Here is a 21,519-nt window from a genome sequence, read left to right as displayed (position 1 = left end):
CCCCATGTGTACCCCGTTCATTCGGCCACGTCGATGGTGCAGCGGTTGGATTCCACTCCTGCGGCCGTGACCACTTGGACCTCGACGCGCCCGGGTTCCACTTCCGCCGGGACCGGCACGGTCAGGACCGAGTCCGAGGGGTTGGTGAACCCGCCCGCGACGGGCACCAGCGGCACGTGCACGTGGACCGCCCCGACGCGTACGACCAGCCGGGCCAGCATCTCCGGCGTCTGCGCCCCCGGCGGCACGAAGCCCACGCCGCGGATCTCGATGTCGTCGCCGGGCCGGACGGCCGCGTCGAGGTCGCCGGGCTCCCGTCTGCGGACCACCGACAGCACGAGCGGACGGGTCACCTCCGCGAACTTCGCCGCCAGGTACACCGTCGCCGACAGGGCCACCAGCATGGCCAGCGCCCACGGGAGCCGCGGCAGCCGGTCCGGGAACCGGGCCAACGACACCGCTGCGAAGGCCAGCACCACCGTGGAGACCAGGATGTACTGCGCGTCCGGGAAGCTCCCGCGGCCCGCGTCGTCCGTGAGCAGGTCGACCCCGCGCGGCCGGTCCGCCGGCAGCTTCTGCATCCGCTGGCCCATGATCCGTACGGTGACCACGCGGCGTACCAGCACCGCGACGGCCGAGGTCAGCGCGACCACCGCGAGCAGCGGCAGCGCCCGTCCCAGCGCCAGCCCGGCGTACAGGGCCTGTCGTTCCGGGCCGGGCGACGAGGCCGCCAGCCGCAGCGCGGGCAGCAGCGCGGCGAACGCCGTCAGCACCACCCACGCGCACGGAACCGCCTTCGAGGTGGACAGCCGGTTGTCCTCCCCGACCAGTGGGGCGAGCAGCCCGCCGCGCACCGACTGGGCGCGGGCGGCGACCGTGAGCAGCCCGGCCAGGACCACCGCCGCGAGCAGCCCGGCGGTGCGCGCCGTGGACCAGCCGGTGCCCAGCGCGGTGCCGACCTGTACCAGCAGCAGCACCCCGGCGGCGATCCACACGGCGAGGACGGCCCGCCGCGAGAACAGGTACAGCCAGGAGTTGCCGGCTTCCCGGCTGCGGTCGGCGACGGTGCGGGCGGACAGGGTCAGTTCGTCGGAGACCCACTGCCGGGAGGCTCCGGCGGACCGGGCCACCGCGGCCGGCAGCCCCTGGCCGGCGGCGAACTCGTCGCGCTTCTCGGTGAACGCGGCGACCGCGCGCCGGTGCCCCTCCTGGGCGCCGTGCGGGCAGTCGTCACAGGTGCAGGCGCCGCCGTGGGTGCTTCGGGACATCTCTTGGACAGCCACGTGCGTGCCGCCTCTCTGAACTACGGTGCAATGCCAGCGAATTGTGCACCACTGCGGCAGTGCTCCGGATTGCGCACGATGTCAGAGCAGGTGATTAACCGTTCATGATGTTGACGTCACCCGCCCGGCCCAGTCCCGTCAGGGGGCGACGGTCTGCCACAGGGGCTGGTAGCTGACCCAGGCGGCGAGATCCGTGCCGAAACGCTCCCGCGCGGCGAGCGCGCTACGGTGCTCGATCGGTACCGGCTTCCCGGCGGCCCGGGCGATCAGCTGCACCTGCGCGGCGCGTTCCGCCGCGATGAACCACCAGGCCGCCGCGTCCACGGAGTTCCCCACCGTCAGCAGCCCGCGGTTGCGCAGGACCAGCGCCTTGTACGGGCCGAGGGCGCGGGCGATCCGGTCGGCGTCCGCCGGACCGGCGAAACCGTCCAGGAGCGCGTGGTCCTCGAAGAAGGCACAGGCCTCCTCGGTGATCGGGGCGAGCAGTTCGCCGAGCGCTGCCAGCGCCCTGCCGTACGGGGCGTGCGTGTGCACCACCGCGACCGCATCGGGGCGGGCCCGGTGCACGGCGGCGTGCACGGCGAAGGCCAGTTCGTTGACGCGCCGGTCGCCCTGGAGGACGCGCCCGTCGCCGTCGACGAGCAGCAGGTCGTCGGCGGTGAGTGCGGACAGGGCCTGGCCGAAGGGGTTGGTCCAGTAGCAGTCCCGGAACTCGGGGTCGCGCGTGCTGGCGTGCCCGGCGACGCCCTCCTCGTACCCGAGCCGCCCGAACAGCCGCAGCGCTCCGGCGAGGCGTCCCTTGCGGTGGGCGCGCTCCACGTCCGGGTCGGTGTGCACGGGTGGCATCGGGAACCGCAGCCGGTCCACGGGTACGGGTACGGGCTGCTCGGCCATGGGCGCTCCTTCGACGGCTCGGCTCGCGGCGCAAGGTACCGGCGGCTCCCGAAACTGGCCATACCGACGGCGAAGCCGCCGCTCCCCGGGGGGAACGGCGGCTTCGTCACGGGCTGCGGGTGGGGACTACTCCCACTCGATGGTGCCCGGGGGCTTGCTCGTGCAGTCGAGGACGACGCGGTTCACGTCGGGCACCTCGTTGGTGATGCGGGTGGAGATCCGCGCGAGCACCTCGTACGGCATGCGCGTCCAGTCCGCGGTCATGGCGTCCTCGGAGGAGACGGGGCGCAGCACGATCGGGTGACCGTAGGTGCGGCCGTCGCCCTGGACGCCGACGCTGCGGACGTCCGCGAGCAGGACGACCGGGCACTGCCAGATCTCGCGGTCCAGGCCGGCCGCGGTCAGCTCGTGGCGGGCGATGGCGTCGGCCTCGCGGAGCAGGTCCAGGCGCTCCTTGGTGACCTCGCCGACGATGCGGATGCCGAGGCCGGGGCCCGGGAAGGGCTGGCGCTGGACGATCTCGTCCGGCAGGCCGAGCTCCTGGCCGACCATCCGGACCTCGTCCTTGAACAGCTGGCGCAGCGGCTCGACGAGCTCGAACTCGATGTCGTCGGGGAGGCCGCCGACGTTGTGGTGGGACTTGATGTTGGCGGTGCCGGTGCCGCCGCCGGACTCGACGACGTCCGGGTACAGGGTGCCCTGGACCAGGAAGGCCACCGCGGGGCCGTCCTCCTGGAGGATCTCCAGCTGGGCCTGCTCGAAGACGCGGATGAACTCGCGACCGATGATCTTCCGCTTGGTCTCCGGGTCGGAGACGCCGGCGAGCGCGGTCAGGAAGCGCTCCTGCGCGTCGACGACCTTCAGCTGTACGCCGGTGGCGGCGACGAAGTCCTTCTCGACCTGCTCGGTCTCGCCCTTGCGCATCAGGCCGTGGTCGACGTACACGCAGGTCAGCTGGGAGCCGATGGCCTTCTGGACGAGGGCCGCGGCGACCGCGGAGTCCACGCCGCCGGAGAGGCCGCAGATGGCGCGCTTGTCGCCGACCTGCTCGCGGATGGCCGCGACCTGCTCCTCGACGATGTTGCCGGTGGTCCAGGTGGGCTCCAGGCCGGCGCCGCGGTAGAGGAAGTGCTCCAGCACCAGCTGGCCGTGCGTGGAGTGCATCACCTCGGGGTGGTACTGCACGCCGTAGAGCTTCTTCTCGTCGTTCTCGAAGGCCGCGACCGGGACGACGTTCGTCGACGCGGTGACGGTGAAGCCCTCGGGAGCGGCGGAGCAGGCGTCGCCGTGGGACATCCACACCGACTGGTTCTCGGGGGTGCCCTCGAAGAGCGTGGAGCCGGCCTTGGAGACGGCGAGCGGCGTACGGCCGTACTCGCGGGCGCCGGTGTTGTCGACGGTGCCACCCAGGGTGGTCGCCATCAGCTGGAAGCCGTAGCACATGCCGAAGACGGGGACGCCGGACTCGAACAGGGCCAGGCCGTCGTCCAGGCGCGGGGCGCCCTCTTCGTAGACGGAGGACGGGCCGCCGGAGAGGATGATCGCCTTGGGGTTCTTGGCCAGCATCTCGGCCACGGGCATCGTGCTGGGCACGATCTCGCTGTAGACCCGGGCCTCGCGGACGCGGCGGGCGATGAGCTGGGCGTACTGGGCGCCGAAGTCGACGACGAGAACCGTGTCCGGGGCGCTGTCGTGGGCGGCGGAGGGTGCTTCTGGCACGGGGCGGCCTTCCGGCGGAAGAGGTGGCTGTTTTGTCGATTCTACCGGTGGCGCCGGCGGCGGGTTTGTCGCACCATCCGAGGCCCGCGTCACCCCGACCGTCTCACGATCCGAACCCGGTTGGCCGGGACGGGGGCGGGAGGCAATAATCCACACCGTGCGCAAGCAGCTGAGCTTCCTCTTTACCTATGGCACCGGCCGGTCCGGTCGCCATGGGTCCGTGTGATGCTCGCTTGAGCCACTGACTTCCCAGAGCGCCCCGGTCCGACAGGACCGGGGCGCTCTGGCGTTTCCGCTCCTGCCGGCAAGACCCACAGGAGTAAGAACATGACCGTGACGACCACCCCCGCGCAGCTGATCGCCGAGTCCCGCGAGCGCATCGACGCCATCGACGACCGGATCATCGGCCTGATCCAGGAACGGATGGCCGTGTCGGCCGTCATCCAGGAGGCCCGGATCGCCTCGGGCGGCCGCCGGGTGCACCTCTCGCGCGAGATGGAGGTGCTCGCGCACTGGAACGACGCCCTCGGGAAGCCGGGGACCACGCTCGCCATGACCCTGCTGGAGCTGTGCCGCGGCCGCGTCTGAGGCGTCCGGCGCCGCCTGCCCGGCCGCCGGTCTGACGCCCGTTCGTCACTCGTCCGGACCCGTGACCGGCCCCGGCGGTCTTCGTTGGTGTGGATGGCCGCGTCAGCCAGGCGCGGGACCGCAGCACCACGCGTGGCTCCGCCGGAGCGATGAGACGTACGGCCCTCCGGAACGTGCGTCGTGGGACCTCGCTCCTTCGTGTGACCGGACGGCAGGGGACAGCAGCCCGGTCACCCCGGGAAAAGGACGGCCGGCCGGGGGGACGCCCCCGGCCGGCCGTTCCGCGTTCCTTCGGGCTACGCGTGCTTGCCGGAGCGGCGGCGCGCCCCCACGTACAGCGCACCGCCGACGACCACGGCGCCCAGCGCGCCCAGCGCGATCGGGCCGACGGAGCTGCCGGTCGAGGCCAGGTTGCCGCCCGTGCCGCCGGCGGCGGAGACGGACGAGGACGCGCTCGCCGACACCGACGCCGAGACCGAGGCGGACGGGGACGGGGAGGTGGAGGCCGAGGTGGACGGGCTCGCGCTCGCGCCGGCCTTGACGTCGACCACGAACGCGGCCGTGTTGTTGCCCGCGACCGGGTCGACGGCGTGCAGCTTGGTGCCGGCCGCGGCCGGCTCGCCGACGGTGACCGATCCCTTGGCGTTCGCGACCGCCTTCTCGATCTTCATGACGAACTTGTGGGTGTACGGCTCGTGGACGTCCGCGAAGGTCCCGCCGTCGCAGAAGTAGCGCGGCGCACCCAGGCGCTCCGTACGGGCGCTGCCGTCGGCGTTGACCGCGCGGCAGTTCGCGGGCGCGTCCGTGACCTGCACGCCGGCCGGCATCACGATGTCGGTGCGGGCCGCGCTCTCACCGGACCGCACGTAGTTGATCACGGCCGGGCCCTTGTTGCGGAAGCCGAGGTCGGCCACGACCGTGTCGCCGACCTTGCCGGCGGGCGAGGCGGTGACCGCCTCGAAATCGGCCGTGGTGCCCTTGGCGGTGAAGTCGAACGAGCGCCCGTTGTCGCCCGGGTTCAGGTCGGTGTCCCCGGTCCCGCTCACGGCCGCCGGGTCCAGGTGGGAGTCCGAGACCGGCACGGCCGCCGACGCCTTGACCAGCATCAGCTTCTTGCCGGTGGCCGCCTTGGCCGCCGGCGCGTCCTTGCGCGGCGCCGGGTCGGGCACGACCCCGTACCGCAGCGAGTCGCGGTAGGCCCGCTCGGTCGTCTTGAGGTGCAGCGGGGAGTCCGGCGACAGCTGGTACGACTCACCCGGCAGGAACTCGCCCTCGACGAGGCACACCGTGGTGGCGCCCATGCTGCCGTGGTCCTGGCTGCTGCAGTTGTCGTAGGTCTCCGCCGGCGCCAGGCCGGCCGTGGCGTCCAGCTCCAGCGCCACCGACTTGGCGGGCAGGGTGCCCCGGTTCGCGAAGGCGAGCGGCAGGTCCTGCTGCTCGCCGGCGGTCACCTCCGCCTTGGGCTTCAGTTCCCCCATGTGCAGGTCGGGGCCGCCGACGGTGACCTTGGTGGTGACGGGCGTGACGGTCGCCCCGGCCACCGCGGCCTTGACCGCGATCTCGCCGCTCCCACCGTTCTTGCTGCCCTGGGCGGCGGAGACGAGCAGGTCGAAGCTGTTGCCGGGCCCGACGGAAAGGCCCTGCTGCTTGCAGACGATCGCGGTGGCGCTCGTCGTGCAGTGCGGCCTGGGCTTGGCCGGATCGAGTCGGACGGATGCCAACCCGGCGACCTTGGTCAGGTCGACGGTGACGGTGAACTCGCCGGGGAAGCCGTTTCCGGGGCCCACGTAGTTCAGGTCGTAGCGGAGGCTCCGCTCCTTCGAGGCGCCCGAGTCCGGGGAGGGCTGGAGCACCTGGGCGGAGGGCCCGCTGAGCGGGAAGGCGGGTTCCGCGGCGAGCGCGGGGGCGGCCGCGCCGAGGCTCAGTGTCGCCAACCCCGTAGCCGCCAAAAGGGAGATGCGCTTGTCCATGAAGATCGAGACCGCCGAGGCCGGGCCACAGTTGCCCTCTTCGAAGGGTGACGGGCATCACATGCAACCATCCGGACTGATCACCTGTCACTTAGGTGCACGGCGGCGGGTTCTGCGCTCGGAGGGGGAGCGCAGACCCCGCCGCCGGTACACGTGTCACGCGGTCACGGCTTCTTCGGAACCTCCGGCACCGGCAGCAGCGGCAGCCGCAGCGCGCCGAACGCCTCCTTCGGAACCACCGGACGGACGGGCTCCACCGCTGCCAGGCGCGCGTAGGCCGCACCCTGCTCCGGCCTCGGGTCCTGCTCGCCCTTGTTCGGCCAGTACGACATCGCCCGCTCCGCCTGCGCCGTGATCGTCAGCGACGGGTTCACCCCGAGGTTCGCGGAGACCGCCGAGCCGTCGACCACCGAGATGCCCGGGTGCCCGTACAGCCGGTGGTACGGGTCCACCACGCCCTGCTCGGCGGAGGCGCCGATCGGGCAGCCGCCGAGGAAGTGCGCGGTGAGCGGGGTGCCCATCAGCTCGCCGATGTTGCTGCCGGCGAAGCCGTTGATCTCCTCGGCCAGCAGGGTGGCCGCCTCGGTGGCCTCCTTGATCTGCACCGGGTTCGGGGCGCCGTGCCCCTGGCGGGCGGTGAGCAGGCCCTTGCCGAGGCCGCCGGGCTTGCGGTACGTCGTCAGCGAGTTGTCCAGCGACTGCATGACGAGCCCGATGATCGTGCGCTCCGACCAGCGCCGGTTGGACAGCGAGCGGGCCAGCTGCACCGGGTGCTTCGCGGTCCGGGCGAACCAGGCCCGCACCCGGTTCTTTCCGTACGGCACCTGGAGGACGGTCATGAACCCCATGGCGTTGGAGCCCTTGCCGTAGCGGACGGGCTCGATGTGGGTGTCGGCGTCGGGGTGCACGGACGAGGTGATCGCGACGCCCCGCGTGAAGTCGGCCCGCGGTTCCCCGGCGGGGCCCGCGCCGCGGCGCCTGCGGTAGCGGCGGTCGTCGGTCTGCGCACCGACCAGGCCCTCCGAGTTGGTCCGGGTCAGCTCGCCGAGCCGGTCCGAGATCCGCGGGAGCAGCCCGTTGTCCTTCATCGTGTGCAGCAGCGTCTGGGTGCCGTACGTGCCCGCCGCGACGACCACGTGCCGGGCGCGCAGCTCCTTGGCGATGCCCCGGCGGCGGGCATCGGTGGGGACGGTGCGGATCCGGTAGCCGCCCTCGGGGTGCTCGGCGAGCGCGGTGACGGTGGTCATCGGGTGGATGACGGCGCCGGCGCGCTCGGCGAGGTGCAGGTAGTTCTCGTTGAGGGTGTTCTTCGCGCCGTGCCGGCAGCCGGTCATGCACTCGCCGCACTCGGTGCACGCCTTGCGGGCGGGTCCGGCACCTCCGAAGTACGGGTCGGGGACCTCCTGGCCGGGGCGGGCCCCGCAGCCGCCCTCGGCGTCCGCGCCGTCGCCGAAGAAGACGCCGACCGGGGCCATGTGGAAGGAGTCCCCCACGCCCATCTTCTCGGCGGCGGCCTTCAGGTGGACGTCGGAGGGGGTCATCGTCGGATTGAGGCGTACGCCGAGCATCCGCTTGGCCTGGTCGTAGTACGGGGCGAGCTCCTCGCGCCAGTCGGTGATGGAAGCCCACTGCCGGTCCTCGAAGAAGGCCGCGGGCGGCACGTACAGGGTGTTGGCGTAGTTGAGCGAGCCGCCGCCCACTCCGGCGCCGGCGAGGACCATCACGTTGCCGAGCAGGTGGATGCGCTGGATGCCGTACAGCCCCAGCGCCGGGGCCCACAGGTAGTTCCGCAGGTCCCAGCTGTTCCTCGGCAGGCTCTCGCGGGTGAACCGGCGCCCGGCCTCCAGGACGCCGACCCGGTACCCCTTCTCGGTCAGCCGCAGTGCCGAGACCGACCCTCCGAAGCCCGATCCGATGACGATGACGTCGTAGTCGTACGACTCAGACACGGTGCTGCCCCTTAGCGGAGTCGGAGGGCCTTCATGACCTTGAGGCTGCGGGTCATGAACGCCGCGTACTTCTCGTCGTCCATGCCCAGCGAGGGCGCCATCGGGAGCAGCCGCTGGTGGGCCACGGTCTGCGCCTCGGTGTACTTGAGGATGCCCTCGGAACCGTGGCGGCGGCCGAGCCCGGAGTCCTTCATGCCGCCCATGGGCGCCTGGGCGCTGCCGTAGGCGGGGGCGTAGCCCTCGTTGATGTTGACGGTGCCGGTGCGCAGGCGGGCGGCGACGGCGTGGCCGCGGCGGGCGTCCTTGGTCCAGATGCTGGAGTTGAGCCCGTACGCGGTGGAGTTGGCCTGTGCGACGGCCTCGTCCTCGTCGGTGAACCGGTAGATCGAGACGACCGGGCCGAAGGTCTCCTCGCCGCAGACCGCCATCGGCGCCTGGACGCCGTCGAGGATCGTGGGCTCGTAGAAGAGCGGGCCGATGTCGGGGCGGGCGGTACCGCCCGCGACGAGGGTGGCGCCCTTGGCGACGGCCTCGTCGACGTGCCGCTGTACGGTCTCCAGCTGGCGCTCGCCGACCAGCGAGCCCATGTCCGCGCCGTACGCGAGGGACGCGCCGAGCCGCATGGCCTTCGTACGGGCGGCGAAGCGCTCGACGAACGCGTCGGCGACGGAGGCGTGGACGTAGAGCCGCTCGATGGAGATGCACAGCTGGCCCGCGGAGGAGAAGCAGGCGCGGACGGCGCCCGCGGCGGCCTTCTCCACGTCGGCGTCGTGCAGGACGAGCATGGCGTTCTTGCCGCCGAGTTCGAGGGAGACCCCGACCAGGCGGGCGGCGGCGCCCCGGGCGACCTCGCGGCCGGTCCGCGTGGAGCCGGTGAAGGAGACGTAGTCGGCGTGCCGGACCACCTCGGGGCCGACGACGGGTCCCTCGCCGAGGACGATCTGGAAGACCTCGGCGGGCAGTCCGGCCTCGATCAGCAGGTCACGGGCCCACAGGGCGGTGAGCGCGGTCTCGGTGTCGGGCTTCATCACGACGGCGTTGCCGGCCACGAAGGCGGGCAGCGCGTCACCGACGGACAGTTCGAGGGGGTAGTTCCAGGGGGCGATCTGGCCGACGACCCCGCGCGGCTGGCGCAGCTCGGTGACCTTGGTGAGGGTGGGCATGGCGCCCGTGTGGCCCTTGGGGCGCAGGTACCCGGGGGCCTTGCGGCCGTAGTGGCGGGAGGCGACGGCTACGGCCTGGACCTCCTCGTGGGCGTGCAGGCGGGCCTTGCCGGTCTCCAGCTGGATGAGGTCGAGCACCTCGGCCTGCCGGGCCAGGACCAGGTCGTGGAACCGGAGCAGCACGGCGGCCCGCTTGCGTACGGGGACGGCGGCCCAGGCGCCCTGGGCGGCGCGGGCCCGTTCGAAGGCCTCGGCGACGTCTTCGGGGGTGGCCTCGGGGAGGTCCGCCAGCTTGGCCCCGGTGAAGGGGGTGTGGTTGGCGGTCCGGCCGGAGCCGATCACTCCGCGGGTGAGCCGGGTGACCAGGTCGGGGGTCACCACGTCGGCTGCGGTGCGGGCACCGGCCGGGGCGGCGGCGACCGGGTTGGTGGGCTGCGGTGCGCTGCGGAGGGGGGCCGGGGCCTGCGAGTCCGTCATGGCGGTGAGCGTATTCCGCCCGCGGGGCTTTGGGTACCCGTCGGTAACCGGATTTTGTCATTTCCGCCAGCGATCGCTGGCAGGATGGCCGGCAAGCCCCGCGGCGAGCCGCTCCCCGGGGCCGGGTCAGCCCTTCTTGGGGGGCGGGGCCCAGCCGCTCAGCACGTTGTCGAACTGGGCGCGGGTGGTCTGCCAGTCGGCCGCGGGACCCGACATGTACACCGCGTACTCGGTGCCGTCCGGGGCGATGTACATCTGCTCGATGGCCCGGCGCGGCCCGGCGTGCGCCCCCTTCTCGGTCCAGGTGAAGTCCCACAGGGCGGCGCGGGTGCTGTCCTGGAAGGTGTTCTGGTTCAGCTTCTGCCGCTTGTAGTCCGTCCGCTGCTTGAGCTGCTTCTCCAGGTCGAGCAGGTGCATGTACGGGTTGTCGTAGTCCGGCGTCGCGTCGGAGGCGATCCGGATGAAGTGCTTCCCGTTGTCCGGGGTGTAGTCGATCTGGTCGCCGTCCATCTGGCGCTTCCAGCCGTCCGGAACGAACAGCGTGAAGCCCGCCGGGTCGGTGACCTCGCTGTAGCCGGCCGGAGGGGCAGCGTCATCGCCGCCCTGCTGGTCGGGGGCGCTCGCGTTCTTGTCGGAGCCGTCGCCCGCGCCCCCTTCGCCGTCCCCGGTGAACTTCAGCACGCCGAAGACGGCACCGCCGCCCACCAGCGCCGCCACGAGGGCCACGGCCGCGGCCCGCTTGATGCGGCCGCCGCCCGTCGCCGGACTCCCCGCCGGGGGGACCGGCCCGGGCTGTTCGGGCAGGGCCGCCGTACGCGCCGCATCGGGTGTCGACGGCGTCCTCGCGGCGGACTCGGCCTGCGCCCGCGGGTCGGTGCCCGCGGTGTCGGGCTCCTGGGCGTCGGCGAGTTCCTGCGGAGTGACCGCGCGCGTGGGCACGTACGCCTGCGCCGCCTTCGGCGCCCGCCCCTCCATCGCCTCGATCAGCATCCGCTCGGTCTCCTGCGCCGACGGCCGCTCGGCCGGGTCCTTGCGCAGCAGGGCCGTGATGACCGGTCCCAGGACGCCCGACTGCCGCAGCGCCGGCGGCTCGTCGTTGACCACGGCCTGGAGGCTGGAGATGGGCGAGGTCCGACGGAACGGCGAACGCGCCTCGACGGCCGTGTACAGGGTCGCGCCCAGCGACCACAGGTCGGAGGCCGTGCCCGGGGTCCCGCCGGTGACCCGCTCCGGGGCCAGGTAGTCGATGGAGCCGACGATCTCGCCGGTCCGCGTGATGGAGGAGTCGCCCTCGATCGCGGCGATCCCGAAGTCCGTGAGCAGGACCCGGCCGTCCTTGGCGAGCAGCACGTTGCCCGGCTTGACGTCCCGGTGCAGGACACCGACCGCGTGCGCGGCGCGCAGTGCTCCCAGTACGTGCAGGCCGATCCGGGCCGCCTCGGCCGGCTCGATCCGGCCGGCCGCCTTAGCGGCCTCCGCGAGGGAGGGCCCGTCGATGTACTCCATGACGATCCACGGCCGGTCGTCGTGCTCCAGCACGTCGTGGACCACCACGACCGCCGGGTGCTGGATCCGGGCCGCGGCCCGGGCCTCCTTCTGGGTCCGGGCGTGCAGCACCTCCCGGTCGGCCTGGGCCACGTACAGACCCGCCGTCAGTTCCTTGACGGCGACGGTCCTGTGCAGCAGCTCGTCATGCGCGCGCCACACCTTGCCCATGCCGCCGCTGCCGATGGGCTCCACGAGCCGGTACCGGCCAGCGAGCACCGCGCCCGCACCTGTCTGCTGTTCCACGAAACCCCGCCACTCTGTGCACTTCGGGCCAGATTACGGAGCGCTCGGGGCTCCCGGAACCGTGAAGGCGCGGTTCCGGTAGCACTGTGACGCAATCGCCGTACTGATTGCCCGTCACCCGCCCGCGCGGTAACTCGCCGTGGCCTTTTCGAAGACTTCGGTGACCTTACCTTCCCCGTCCTGGGGACCCGTGACCATGACGACGTGGTAGCTGCCGCCGAGCGCCACCACGAAGTTCCGGGCGACGACGCTGCGGCCGTTGCCGTCGATCCACGTGTAGCGGCCGGTGACACGGAGCTGCTGACCGACCTTCGTCGTCTTGACGTCGCCGCCGCTGGCCCAGGTGGAGGACCGGTACGGAGCCAGCTCGGGCTCCTTGTCCTTCTGGTACGTCGCCGGGTCCGGATTGCCGTCCACCTTGTCCCGGCCGGGAACGACCGTCAGGACGTACTCCCCGTCGGTGTAGCGGACCTGCCCTGCCTCGTTGATCCCGCGCCGCTCCCAGCCGCCCGGAACGGCGATCTCGAAGTGCTCGGGGTCCTGCTGGGTGGTGTAACCGGCGGGCGCGGGCCCGGGAGCGGGCGCCGACTGGGGCGTCTGCGACGCCTGCGGCGTCCGGCTCGGCTTGGCCGAAGGCGACGGGGAGGCGGAGGGCTGCGCCACGGGGGACTCGGCTACGGCACCCTGACCCTGCTCCCCGGCCCGGGGCAGGAAGAGCAGCGCGTACGCCACCGCCCCCGCGAGCAGGGCGAGTACGCCGACGAGCAGGTTCCGCCCGAGGGAACGCGGCTTGCGGGAAGGGGCGGTACTGCGGTGACGGCCGTGCAGGTCGCCCCGTCGGCGTACGACGGGCAGCCGCGCGGGATCCGGCTCCGGCAGCGGGAGCGCCGCGAGGCCGACGCCACCGTCCGGTTCGGGGGCGGACCGCACGAGCGAACGCAGCCAGCCGCGGAGCTCCTCGAAGTCGGGGCGCTCGGTGGGGTCCTGGCGCAGCAACGACTCCACGATCGGGCGCAGCGGCCCGCACTCCTCGGCGAAGGCCGGGGGCTCGGCGCACACCATGTCGACGAGCTCGGTGACGCTGTCCTCGGGGTAGGGGGCATGGCCCTGCACGGCCCGGTAGAGCAGCGCGCCGAGCCCCCAGAGGTCGGTGGTGGGCCCGACGGGCGCGGCCAACTGCCAGGGCCCCGCGACGGACCCGGCCTGCTCGGGAGCCCACCGCTCGGTGACGGCCCCGACGACGGCCATCCGCGTCTGCCGGGCCCGCTCGGCATCCAACCCGCTCCGGATCCCCCCTTCGCCCCAACCCCGGCCCGCGGCCTCGGCGTGCGGCACGGACGGGCCGGGGTAGCCGGAAGAGCCGGGGCGCAGGTGCGAGGTCGCGGCCGGGCCCTCGACCTCGCTCCCCGGCAACACGGCCTGCCCGGGCCGGGGACGGTCGGGGCGGAGTTCGGCGGCCGACCGGGCGGGCCTGGCGGGCCGGGTCTGGCCGTCCGGGTCCTCGGAGGGCAAGTAGGAGGCCATGGTCGGCCGCGGGACCGGGGTCGGGTCGTGGGAGCCGCGCGGCGTCCGGTAGGCGGTCGGGGCCGGGGCTTCGGCCTGGTGGTACCCCTCGGGCAGGGCGAGTTGCGCGGGCAGCGCGGGGCGCACCGGCGCCGGGGCGGGCGTCGCCCCGGGCTCCTGTTCCTGTTCCTGCTCCGGCTCCGGCTCCGGCTCCGGCTCCGGCTCCGGCTCCGGCTCCAGCGACGACTCCGGCGAGGGCTCCGGCTCCAGCGACGACTCCGGCGAGGGCTGCCCGGCGGCCGGCAGCGCGGGCTGCCGGCGCGGGGTGGCCCCGTGCCAGGGCGCCTTCGTCCCGTTCTCCGGGCCCCCGTACGGGTACGAGTACCCCTGCGGGAGGTTCGACCCCTGCGGCCTCGGCTCCGGCGCGGGCTCGGAGCCGCCCTTGCGCTGTTCCGTGACCCGTGCGACGGCGGCCTGCGCCCCGGCCCGGTACGCGGCGATGGCCCCGGCCCGGGCGGCCGCCTTGAGTTCGGGTCGCTCCCCCGCGGCCCCGGGGGTGATGTGGTCGGAGTACCGCGGCCCGGTGTCGTACCCGGGCGCCACGAGCGGCGCGTACCCGGCCTGCGCACCGGGCTGCGGCCCCCGTACGGCGAGCCCCGTACCGGCCGCACCGTCTTCGGCCTGCAGTTCCACACCTGCCTGCGCGGCCGGGACCGAACCGCCCTCCGGGTCGGCTCCCGCACCGGGCGTCACGGCCCACTCCTCGGCCCCGCCCGGGTTCGGCCCAACGGGGGTTGCACCATTGCCCGGACCACCGCCCGACGCGTGCGCACCCGGCGCCGTCGCGGGCGGCGTGCTCCGGACCACGGCTGCGCCAACGCCCGGCGCGCCCCGGCCCGGGGCGTCGTCCGAGGCGGGAGCGGACTCCGGGGGGACCGGGTCGTAGCCGCAGAGGGCGTCTTCGGCGGCGCCCGCCGCCAACCCCGTCAGGACGACCCGTCCGTCATCGCATACCAACACGGTCCGGGCCGTGATGTTCCGGTGCGTCCAGCCGTGCGCGTGCAGCACCCGCAGTGCGGTCAGTACGTCCGCGGCGACCTCTGCCGCCCGGTACGGGCTCAGCGGTTCGTCGGCGATCAGTGCCGCCAGCGGACGCGCCGGCACCAACTCGCTCACTATCCACAGCGACCCGCCCTCGGCGAACACGTCGAAGACCTGGTCCAGCCGCGGATGGTCGGGCACGGACGCGGCCGCCTGCGCGGCGGCGATGGCGCGGCGCACGGCCGGGAGGTCCCCCGCCGAACGGCGCCCCGCGGGACGGAGCGCCTGCCCGGGGGCTTCGTCGAGCAGCTCGGCATCCACGATCTCCGGTAACGGCACCTGCCGTACCAGGACTTCCTGCCCGCTGCGCGTGTCGAAGGCGCGGGTCTCGACCAGCTCGTACTCGTCCGACGGCGGTAGCGGCAGACGGTAGCGGTCGGCCAGGATCCGGCCCGCGTAGTCCTCCACTTCGCCTCCCCCGAGTGCCGGGGCGCACGTCCCCCATGGCCCCACTGCCACGATACGTCGCGCAGGGCGCCCGCGTCCCGGGCCTGGGAAGGCTCGTGGGTCCAGTGGCCGTCAGTCCGGCGGACCGTCAGCCCGGTGGCCCGTCAGCCCAGCGGCTGGAAGGTCTGGAACGCCGTGTTGCGCATCGTCGTGCACTCCGGGCCGTCCCACTGGTCCGCCGGGCAGCTGATCATGATGGCGTAGCCGCGCTTCGCGTCGACCTTGAAGCCGCGGTTGAGGACCCGGACCTTGATGCCCTTCTGTTCCCGCTCGAACTCCCAGTCGGCGACGGTCGGGTAGCCGTTGTACTCCGTCGAGTCGATGCGGATCGTGCGGTAGTTCGTGCTGGAGCTCGCCACTCCCGCGACGGCCGCGGCCCACGCCGCGCGGGCGTCGTTGCCGGGGCTGTCGGTGTAGTCGACCTGAATGCGCGGAAAGCCGCCGTCGCGGCTGTATATCGCGCCGGAGTTCTCGCCGGCTATGCCCGTCACCTTGAAGCCCGAGGGCATCGCCATCGAGAAGTGGAACCCCGGGTCGGTCACCTTCGTGTAGCCGTCGGGGAGCCCGGCTCCCGGGCCGCCCGTGGTGGAGCCCTGGCCCTGGCCTTGGCCCTGGCTCTGCCCCTGCGTCTGACCCTGGGCCTGCTGCCCGCCCGGGGACTGCCCCTGGCTCGGCTCGGTACCGCCGGAGCCGGTGCCGGTGCCGGCGGTCGCGCTGGTGCCTGTGCCCTTGCCCGCGGTGGCGTTGGTCTCGCCCGTCTTGGCGGACGCGCCGGGGTCAGGGCTGCCGGAAACCTTCGTGCCCGGACCGCCCTTGCCCTCGTCCTTCTTCGTGACCGGGTCGTCACCGCTGAACATGTAGGCGATCAGCGAACCGATGACGGCGAGCGCGACGACCACACCGGCTATCGCGAGGGCGATGGTGCGGCGGGACATGACGTCGGTGAGCGGCGCCGCGACCGGCGAGGTCCTGCCCGGGGCGGGCGCCGGGGGCTCGGCCGCCGAGACCGCGGGCGCCGCCGCTGCGGCCGCCGCGGCCTTGCGGGCCGCCTTCAGCGCCGCGCGGGCGCGGTCGCGCTGTTCGCGTTCCTGCCGCTCGCGTTCCTTCTTCTCCGCCTTTTCGGCGGCCTTTTCGGCAGCGGCCTTGGCCGCCGCCTCCTTGGCGTCGACCAGCGAGATCTGCCGGGTCTCTTCGACGGCCGGCGGGAGGAGCGGGGCGGGCGCCGGCTCCGGCGCGTTGATGACGGCGGTGAGCATCGCCCGGGCGCGCTCCTCGTCGAGGCGGCGGGCCGGGTCCTTGGCCAGCAGGCCGTAGATGACCTCGGTCAGCGGGCCCGCGTTCTTGGGCGGGTCCACCGGCTCGGTCATGACGGCGGTGAGGGTGGCGAGGGCGGACCCCTTGTCGTACGGGGGCACGCCCTCGACGGCGGCGTAGAGCAGTCCGCCGAGGGACCACATGTCGGCGGGCGGGCCCGGCTTCTGACCGCGGGCGCGCTCGGGGGAGATGTACGAGGGGGCGCCGACGAGCATGCCGGTGGAGGTGACGGAGGGGTCGCCCTCCACCTGGGCGATGCCGAAGTCGGTGAGGACGACGCGGCCGGTGCCGGCGATGAGCACGTTGGACGGCTTCACGTCCCGGTGCAGGATGCCCTGTCCGTGCGCTGCGCGGAGCACGTCGAGGACGGCGAGACCGACCTCGGCGGCGCGGTGGGGGGTCAGCGGGCCCTGTTCACGGATGAACTCGGCGAGCGAGGGGCCCTCGATGAGCTCCATGACGATCCAGGGGCGGCCGTCCTCGTCCACGACGTCGAAGACGGTGACGGCGCCGCCGCTGCGGATCCGGGCGATCGCCTTGGCCTCGCGGAGGGTCCGGGTGATGAGGCGGCGCTTCTCGTCCTCGTCGACGCCGGTGCTGAAACGGAGTTCCTTGACGGCGACCGTCCGGCCGAGGGTCTCGTCCTCGGCACGCCAGACGGTGCCCATGCCGCCCTTGCCGAGGACTCCGCGCAGCCGGTAGCGGCGCGCGAGCAGCCGTCCCTCGTCCTGCCCCTCCTCGGCGGCCTTGGCGGCCGCGGCCTTGACGGCGGCCGCAACGGCATCGGCCTTCTCGACGACGGAATTCCCCGCAGGCTTGGCCGTATCGGCCTTCTTCGCGCCCTCGGCGGCAGCCGGAGACTTCGTCAGGTCGGCCTTCGCCGCAGGCGAGTCGGCAGGCTTCGCACCCTCGGCGGCACCGGCCGCAGGCTTGCCCGGGTCCGGCTTCGCACCCTCAGCGGCACCAGCCGCAGGCTTGCCCAGGTCCGGCTTCGCACCCTCGGCGGCACCGGCCGCAGGCTTGCCCAGGTCCGGCTTCGCACCCTCGGCGGCACCGGCCGCAGGCTTGCCCAGGTCCGGCTTCGCACCCTCGGCGGCAGCCGGAGGCTTCGTCAGGTCAGCCTTCGCCGCAGGCGTGCCGGCAGGCTTCGCGCCCTCGGCGGCAGCCGCGGGTTCCTCGTCCGCCGGCTCGGCGGACAAGGCCGGCTCCGCCGCAGGCGGTACTGCAGGCTTCGCCGCAGGCGACTCCGGCTTCGCCGACACGGGCTTCGCCCGGTCCTGCTTCGCCGCAGGCGACTCGGTGTGCTCCGGCTTCGACATGCGTCCCCTCTGCGATCGCTGCTCCGGCAGCCCCCGGGGTCCCCGGTGGCCCGCTCCGGAAGAACCCGTGCGGTAACCCGCCCCGGCAGAACCCTCATTGTTCCTCACTCCGCAACGGACGGGCGCCCCGGGTCCGCGGTTCCCCCCTCCGCATCCCGGAGTTACAACGGAACGATGTCGGGAGCCCCCAACCGCGCCGCATCTGCGGTCTGGTCGTCAGGCTGGCGCTGCGATTCCCGTTCCGCTTGAACCCGCTTCTCGTAGTGTTCCACTTCCTTCTCGATCTGCTGCTTGTCCCACCCCAGGACCGGCGCCATCAGCTCCGCGCATTCCCGCGCCGACCGCGTCCCCCGGTCGAACGTCTCGATCGAGATCCGGGTCCGCCGCGTCAGTACGTCGTCGAGGTGCCGCGCTCCCTCGTGCGAGGCGGCGTACACCACTTCGGCCCGCAGGTAGTCCTCCGCCCCGCCCAGCGGCTGTGCCAGTCCGGGGTCCGCCGCGATCAGGTCCAGCAGTTCGTCGGTCATCGAGCCGTACCGGTTCAACAGGTGTTCGACCCGCACCACATGGAGGCCCGCCCGTGCCGCGATCCGGACCCGTCCATTCCACAACGCCCGGTACCCTTCGGCCCCCACCAGCGGTACGTCCTCGGTCACGCACTCCGCGACCCGCTGGTCCAGCCCGTGCACCGCTTCGTCGACCGCGTCCTTCGCCATGACCCGGTACGTCGTGTACTTGCCGCCCGCGACCACCACCAGCCCCGGCACGGGATGCGCCACGGTGTGCTCGCGCGACAGCTTGCTCGTCGCGTCGGATTCCCCGGCCAGCAACGGCCGCAGGCCCGCGTACACGCCCTGTACGTCGTCCCGCGTCAGCGGCACCGCCAGCACGGAGTTCACGTGCTCCAGCAGGTAGTCGATGTCCGCGCTCGACGCCGCCGGGTGCGCCTTGTCCAGGTCCCAGTCGGTGTCGGTCGTGCCCACGATCCAGTGCCGGCCCCACGGGATCACGAACAGCACCGACTTCTCGGTGCGCAGGATCAGCCCGGTCGAGGAGTGGATCCGGTCCTTGGGGACGACCAGGTGGATGCCCTTCGACGCCCGGACGTGGAACTGCCCGCGCTCCCCGATCAGCGCCTGCGTGTCGTCCGTCCACACCCCCGTCGCGTTCACCACCTGCCGCGCGCGGATCTCGTACTCGCCGCCGCCCTCGACGTCCTGCACGCGGGCCCCGACGACCCGCTCGCCCTCGCGCAGGAAGCCGACGACCCTCGCCCGGTTGGCGCAGTGCACCCCGTACGCCGCGGCCGTCCGAACCAACGTGGCCACGTACCGCGCATCGTCCATCTGGGCGTCGTAGTACTGGAGCGCCCCCACCAGCGCGTCCTTGCGCAGGGCCGGCGCGACCCGCAGGGCGCGCTTGCGCGACAGGTGCCGGTGCACCGGCAGGCCCCGCCCGTGCCCGCTGGACACCGACATCGCGTCGTACAGCGCGACGCCCGATCCGGCGTAGAACCGCTCCCAGCCCTTGTGCTGGAGCGGGTAGAGGAACGGCACGGGTTTCACCAGGTGCGGGGCCAGCCGCTCCAGGAGCAGGCCGCGCTCTTTGAGGGCCTCCCGCACGAGGGCGAAGTCGAGCATCTCCAGGTACCGCAGGCCGCCGTGGATGAGCTTGCTGGACCGGCTGGAGGTGCCGGAGGCCCAGTCGCGGGCTTCCACCAGCCCCGTCGAGAGGCCTCTGGTCGCGGCGTCGAGCGCGGTGCCCGCGCCGACCACGCCCGCACCCACCACGAGCACGTCCAGTTCCCGCTCGGCCATCCGGGCGAGTGCCTCTTCGCGCTGGACCGGCCCCAGTGTCGCTGTCCTCACGGCTGCCTCCCGTTGGTGCGGGTCATCCCCGCTCGGTGCGGTCGGTGCGGGTGATCCCGCTCACATCCCCCGCTCACGATTCTGACCCGCCGCACCCACATCAGCCACCGCCTGTGGACAACACAACGGTGACCTCTACCCCGTAATGCGACAGATCGGTCATATATACGCCTAGTCTGACATCGCGCCAGCTCCATGCCGGACCCGCACGGTCCACAGGACTTGCGCACCCAGCCTCCTCATGCATGTCAGGGAAGGGACGGCACCCCATGCCCGCAGACCTCGGCGTCATCGGACTGGGCCACCTCGGCCTCCCGCTGGCCCAGGCGGCCGTCGCCGCCGGAATCGAGACGGTCGGCTACGACAGCGGTCCGGCCACGGACTCCACCCTCACCGCCGCCGAGGTCCGGCGCATGTCGGCCGCCGGCTTCCGGGTCACCACCAACCCCGCCGAACTCGGCCGGGTCCGCACCGCCGTCATCTGCGCCCCCACCCAGCTCGGCGCCGACCGCGCGCTGGACCTGTCCGCCGTCGGCGAGGCGGGCCGCACGCTCGCCGCCCGGCTGCGCCCGCACACCACCGTCATCCTCGAATCCGCCGCCCACCCGGGCGTCACCGAGGACTACCTGCGGCCCGTCCTGGAGGCCGGCTCCGGACTGCGCGCAGGGCGGGACTTCCACCTGGCCTACTCCCCCAGCCGCCTCGACCCGGGCAACCGGACGCACGGCATCGCCAACACCCCCAAGGTGATCGGCGGCCTCACCCCCGCCTGCACCGAGTCCGCGCACGCCTTCTATGCCCGCCTCACCGAGAAGGTGGTCCGCGCCCGCGGGCTGCGCGAGGCCGAGACCGTCCAGCTCCTCGAAACGAACTACCGGCACGTCAACATCGCCCTCATGAACGAGATGGCGGTGCTCTGCCACGACCTCGGCGTCGACCTGTGGGACGTCATCCGCTGCGCCGAGACCAAGCCGTACGGTTTCCAGGCCTTCCGACCCGGCCCGGGGGTCGGCGGCCACAGCGTCCCCCTCGACCCCAACTACCTCCCCCACACCACCCGCACCCCGGGCCACCCCCTGCGCATGGTCGGACTGGCACAGGAGATCAACGGCCGGATGCCCCAGTACGTCATCCAGCGCTCCGCCACCCTGCTGAACGAGCACGGCAAATCGGCCCGCGGGGCCCGGGTCCTGCTGCTCGGCGTCACGTACAAGCCGGACCTGGGCGACCAGGAGGGCTCCCCGGCCCGCGAGATCGCCAGCCGCCTCCTGGACCTCGGGGCGCTGGTCAGCTACCACGACCCGTACATCGCCGGATGGCGCGTCAGGGACCGTCCGGTCCCCCGTGCCGAATCGTTGTACGAGGCCGCCGCCAACGCCGATCTGACGATCCTGCTCCAGCAGCACCGCACGTACGACCTCCAAGGGCTCGCGGTGAAGGCACAGTTGCTGCTGGACACCCGGGGCGCCAGCCCGCCGGGCGCTGCCCACCGGCTCTGACCTCGCCGGAAATCCCACCCGCGGATGTCTCAACGGGCTGCTAGCCTGCGGCGACTTATCTCGCACATACATGCGCCCCGGTGACCGCGGAGCTGCGCATGCCCGAATCCCTGGGGGGGATTTCTTCATGAGCCAGCACGTCCAGCCGCCCGCGCCCGACTCCGCGGCCCCGGCCGCCCCGTACCCCGCCGAGCCCGCCCGCAGCGGCAACATCGGCCTGGGCATCGTCGCGGCCGTGGTCGCCGCCCTGGCCGCGGCCGCCGCGTACGGCGCGATCATGAACGCGATCGACCGCCAGGTCGGTTACGCGGCGGTCGGCGTCGGCCTGCTGGTCGGCTTCGCCGCGGGCAAGCTCGGCGGCAGGAACCCGGTGCTCCCCGTGGCCGGCGCGGTCCTCTCCCTCGGCGCCGTCTACCTGGGCCAGCTGTTCTTCATCGCACTGGCACTCGCGGACTACGGCAACGTCGGCCTCGGCGAGGTGCTCGACAAGGCGGGCGTCGGCGGCCTGAACGACATCTGGCAGGAGGGCGCGGACGCCATGGACTACGTCTTCCTCGCCATCGGCGGCTTCGTGGCCTTCGGCGCGGCCAAGAAGGCGAGCGACTGACCCCTGGCGCCACGCACCCGCAGGCCG

The 21,519-nt window shown here is 73.1% G+C and carries 12 protein-coding genes and 1 pseudogene; 3 read left to right on the top strand and 10 right to left on the bottom strand.

What is annotated here, in order from left to right; genetic code table 11:
• Window positions 1-17: 17 nt before the first annotated feature.
• From OHA65_RS22860 to guaA, 3 genes are all read right to left on the bottom strand, one after another.
• Window positions 18-1,268 (bottom strand): hypothetical protein, encoded by a 1,251-nt coding sequence (locus OHA65_RS22860; RefSeq protein ID WP_371644553.1) that lies wholly within the window; start codon window positions 1,266-1,268, stop codon window positions 18-20.
• Between the two features lie 153 nt (window positions 1,269-1,421).
• Window positions 1,422-2,177 carry a class II aldolase/adducin family protein gene (locus OHA65_RS22855; RefSeq protein WP_327284974.1) on the bottom strand — a complete coding sequence of 252 codons (756 nt, stop codon included), beginning with the start codon at window positions 2,175-2,177 and terminating at the stop codon, window positions 1,422-1,424.
• A 126-nt stretch (window positions 2,178-2,303) separates the two neighbouring features.
• Window positions 2,304-3,896 (bottom strand): glutamine-hydrolyzing GMP synthase, encoded by a 1,593-nt coding sequence (gene guaA / locus OHA65_RS22850; RefSeq protein ID WP_327284973.1) that lies wholly within the window; start codon window positions 3,894-3,896, stop codon window positions 2,304-2,306.
• A gap of 291 nt (window positions 3,897-4,187) precedes the next feature.
• On the opposite strand from guaA, the pseudogene OHA65_RS22845 reads away from it, so the two are divergent.
• A pseudogene (locus tag OHA65_RS22845) lies at window positions 4,188-4,484 on the top strand (chorismate mutase); the annotation flags it as partial.
• A 296-nt stretch (window positions 4,485-4,780) separates the two neighbouring features.
• Here OHA65_RS22845 and OHA65_RS22840 read toward each other — a convergent pair.
• From OHA65_RS22840 to OHA65_RS22810, 7 genes are all read right to left on the bottom strand, one after another.
• Complete coding sequence (locus tag OHA65_RS22840) at window positions 4,781-6,418, bottom strand: peptidase (protein WP_328763401.1); 1,638 nt, start codon at window positions 6,416-6,418, stop codon at window positions 4,781-4,783.
• 200 nt (window positions 6,419-6,618) lie between these two features.
• Complete coding sequence (locus OHA65_RS22835) at window positions 6,619-8,403, bottom strand: GMC family oxidoreductase (protein WP_327284970.1); 1,785 nt, start codon at window positions 8,401-8,403, stop codon at window positions 6,619-6,621.
• Window positions 8,404-8,414: 11 nt separating this feature from the next.
• The gene (locus OHA65_RS22830) at window positions 8,415-10,043 is read right to left on the bottom strand and encodes a succinic semialdehyde dehydrogenase (protein ID WP_405762346.1); all 1,629 of its coding nucleotides are present in this window, start codon (window positions 10,041-10,043) and stop codon (window positions 8,415-8,417) included.
• A gap of 126 nt (window positions 10,044-10,169) precedes the next feature.
• Window positions 10,170-11,834: a protein kinase domain-containing protein gene (locus tag OHA65_RS22825; RefSeq protein ID WP_329314334.1), complete on the bottom strand. Its 1,665-nt coding sequence runs from the start codon at window positions 11,832-11,834 to the stop codon at window positions 10,170-10,172.
• A 114-nt stretch (window positions 11,835-11,948) separates the two neighbouring features.
• The gene (locus tag OHA65_RS22820) at window positions 11,949-14,846 is read right to left on the bottom strand and encodes a protein kinase (RefSeq protein ID WP_405762344.1); all 2,898 of its coding nucleotides are present in this window, start codon (window positions 14,844-14,846) and stop codon (window positions 11,949-11,951) included.
• A gap of 143 nt (window positions 14,847-14,989) precedes the next feature.
• The gene (locus tag OHA65_RS22815) at window positions 14,990-17,518 is read right to left on the bottom strand and encodes a protein kinase domain-containing protein (RefSeq protein ID WP_405762342.1); all 2,529 of its coding nucleotides are present in this window, start codon (window positions 17,516-17,518) and stop codon (window positions 14,990-14,992) included.
• 161 nt (window positions 17,519-17,679) lie between these two features.
• Complete coding sequence (locus OHA65_RS22810) at window positions 17,680-19,386, bottom strand: glycerol-3-phosphate dehydrogenase/oxidase (protein WP_328763397.1); 1,707 nt, start codon at window positions 19,384-19,386, stop codon at window positions 17,680-17,682.
• Between the two features lie 269 nt (window positions 19,387-19,655).
• Between OHA65_RS22810 and OHA65_RS22805 the strand changes: the two genes are divergently transcribed.
• Both OHA65_RS22805 and OHA65_RS22800 read left to right on the top strand, forming a co-directional pair.
• Window positions 19,656-20,885 carry a nucleotide sugar dehydrogenase gene (locus OHA65_RS22805; protein WP_327284964.1) on the top strand — a complete coding sequence of 410 codons (1,230 nt, stop codon included), beginning with the start codon at window positions 19,656-19,658 and terminating at the stop codon, window positions 20,883-20,885.
• Between the two features lie 127 nt (window positions 20,886-21,012).
• On the top strand, window positions 21,013-21,492 hold the full coding sequence (locus OHA65_RS22800) for a hypothetical protein (RefSeq protein ID WP_327284963.1): 480 nt from the start codon (window positions 21,013-21,015) through the stop codon (window positions 21,490-21,492).
• The last annotated feature ends 27 nt before the right edge of the window (window positions 21,493-21,519 follow it).

It is taken from the genome of Streptomyces sp. NBC_00045 (assembly GCF_045041095.1).
In the GTDB taxonomy this organism is placed as follows: domain Bacteria; phylum Actinomycetota; class Actinomycetes; order Streptomycetales; family Streptomycetaceae; genus Streptomyces.
The sequence above is the reverse complement of the archived record's forward strand: the minus strand, read 5'-3'. Positions and strand labels throughout refer to the sequence as shown.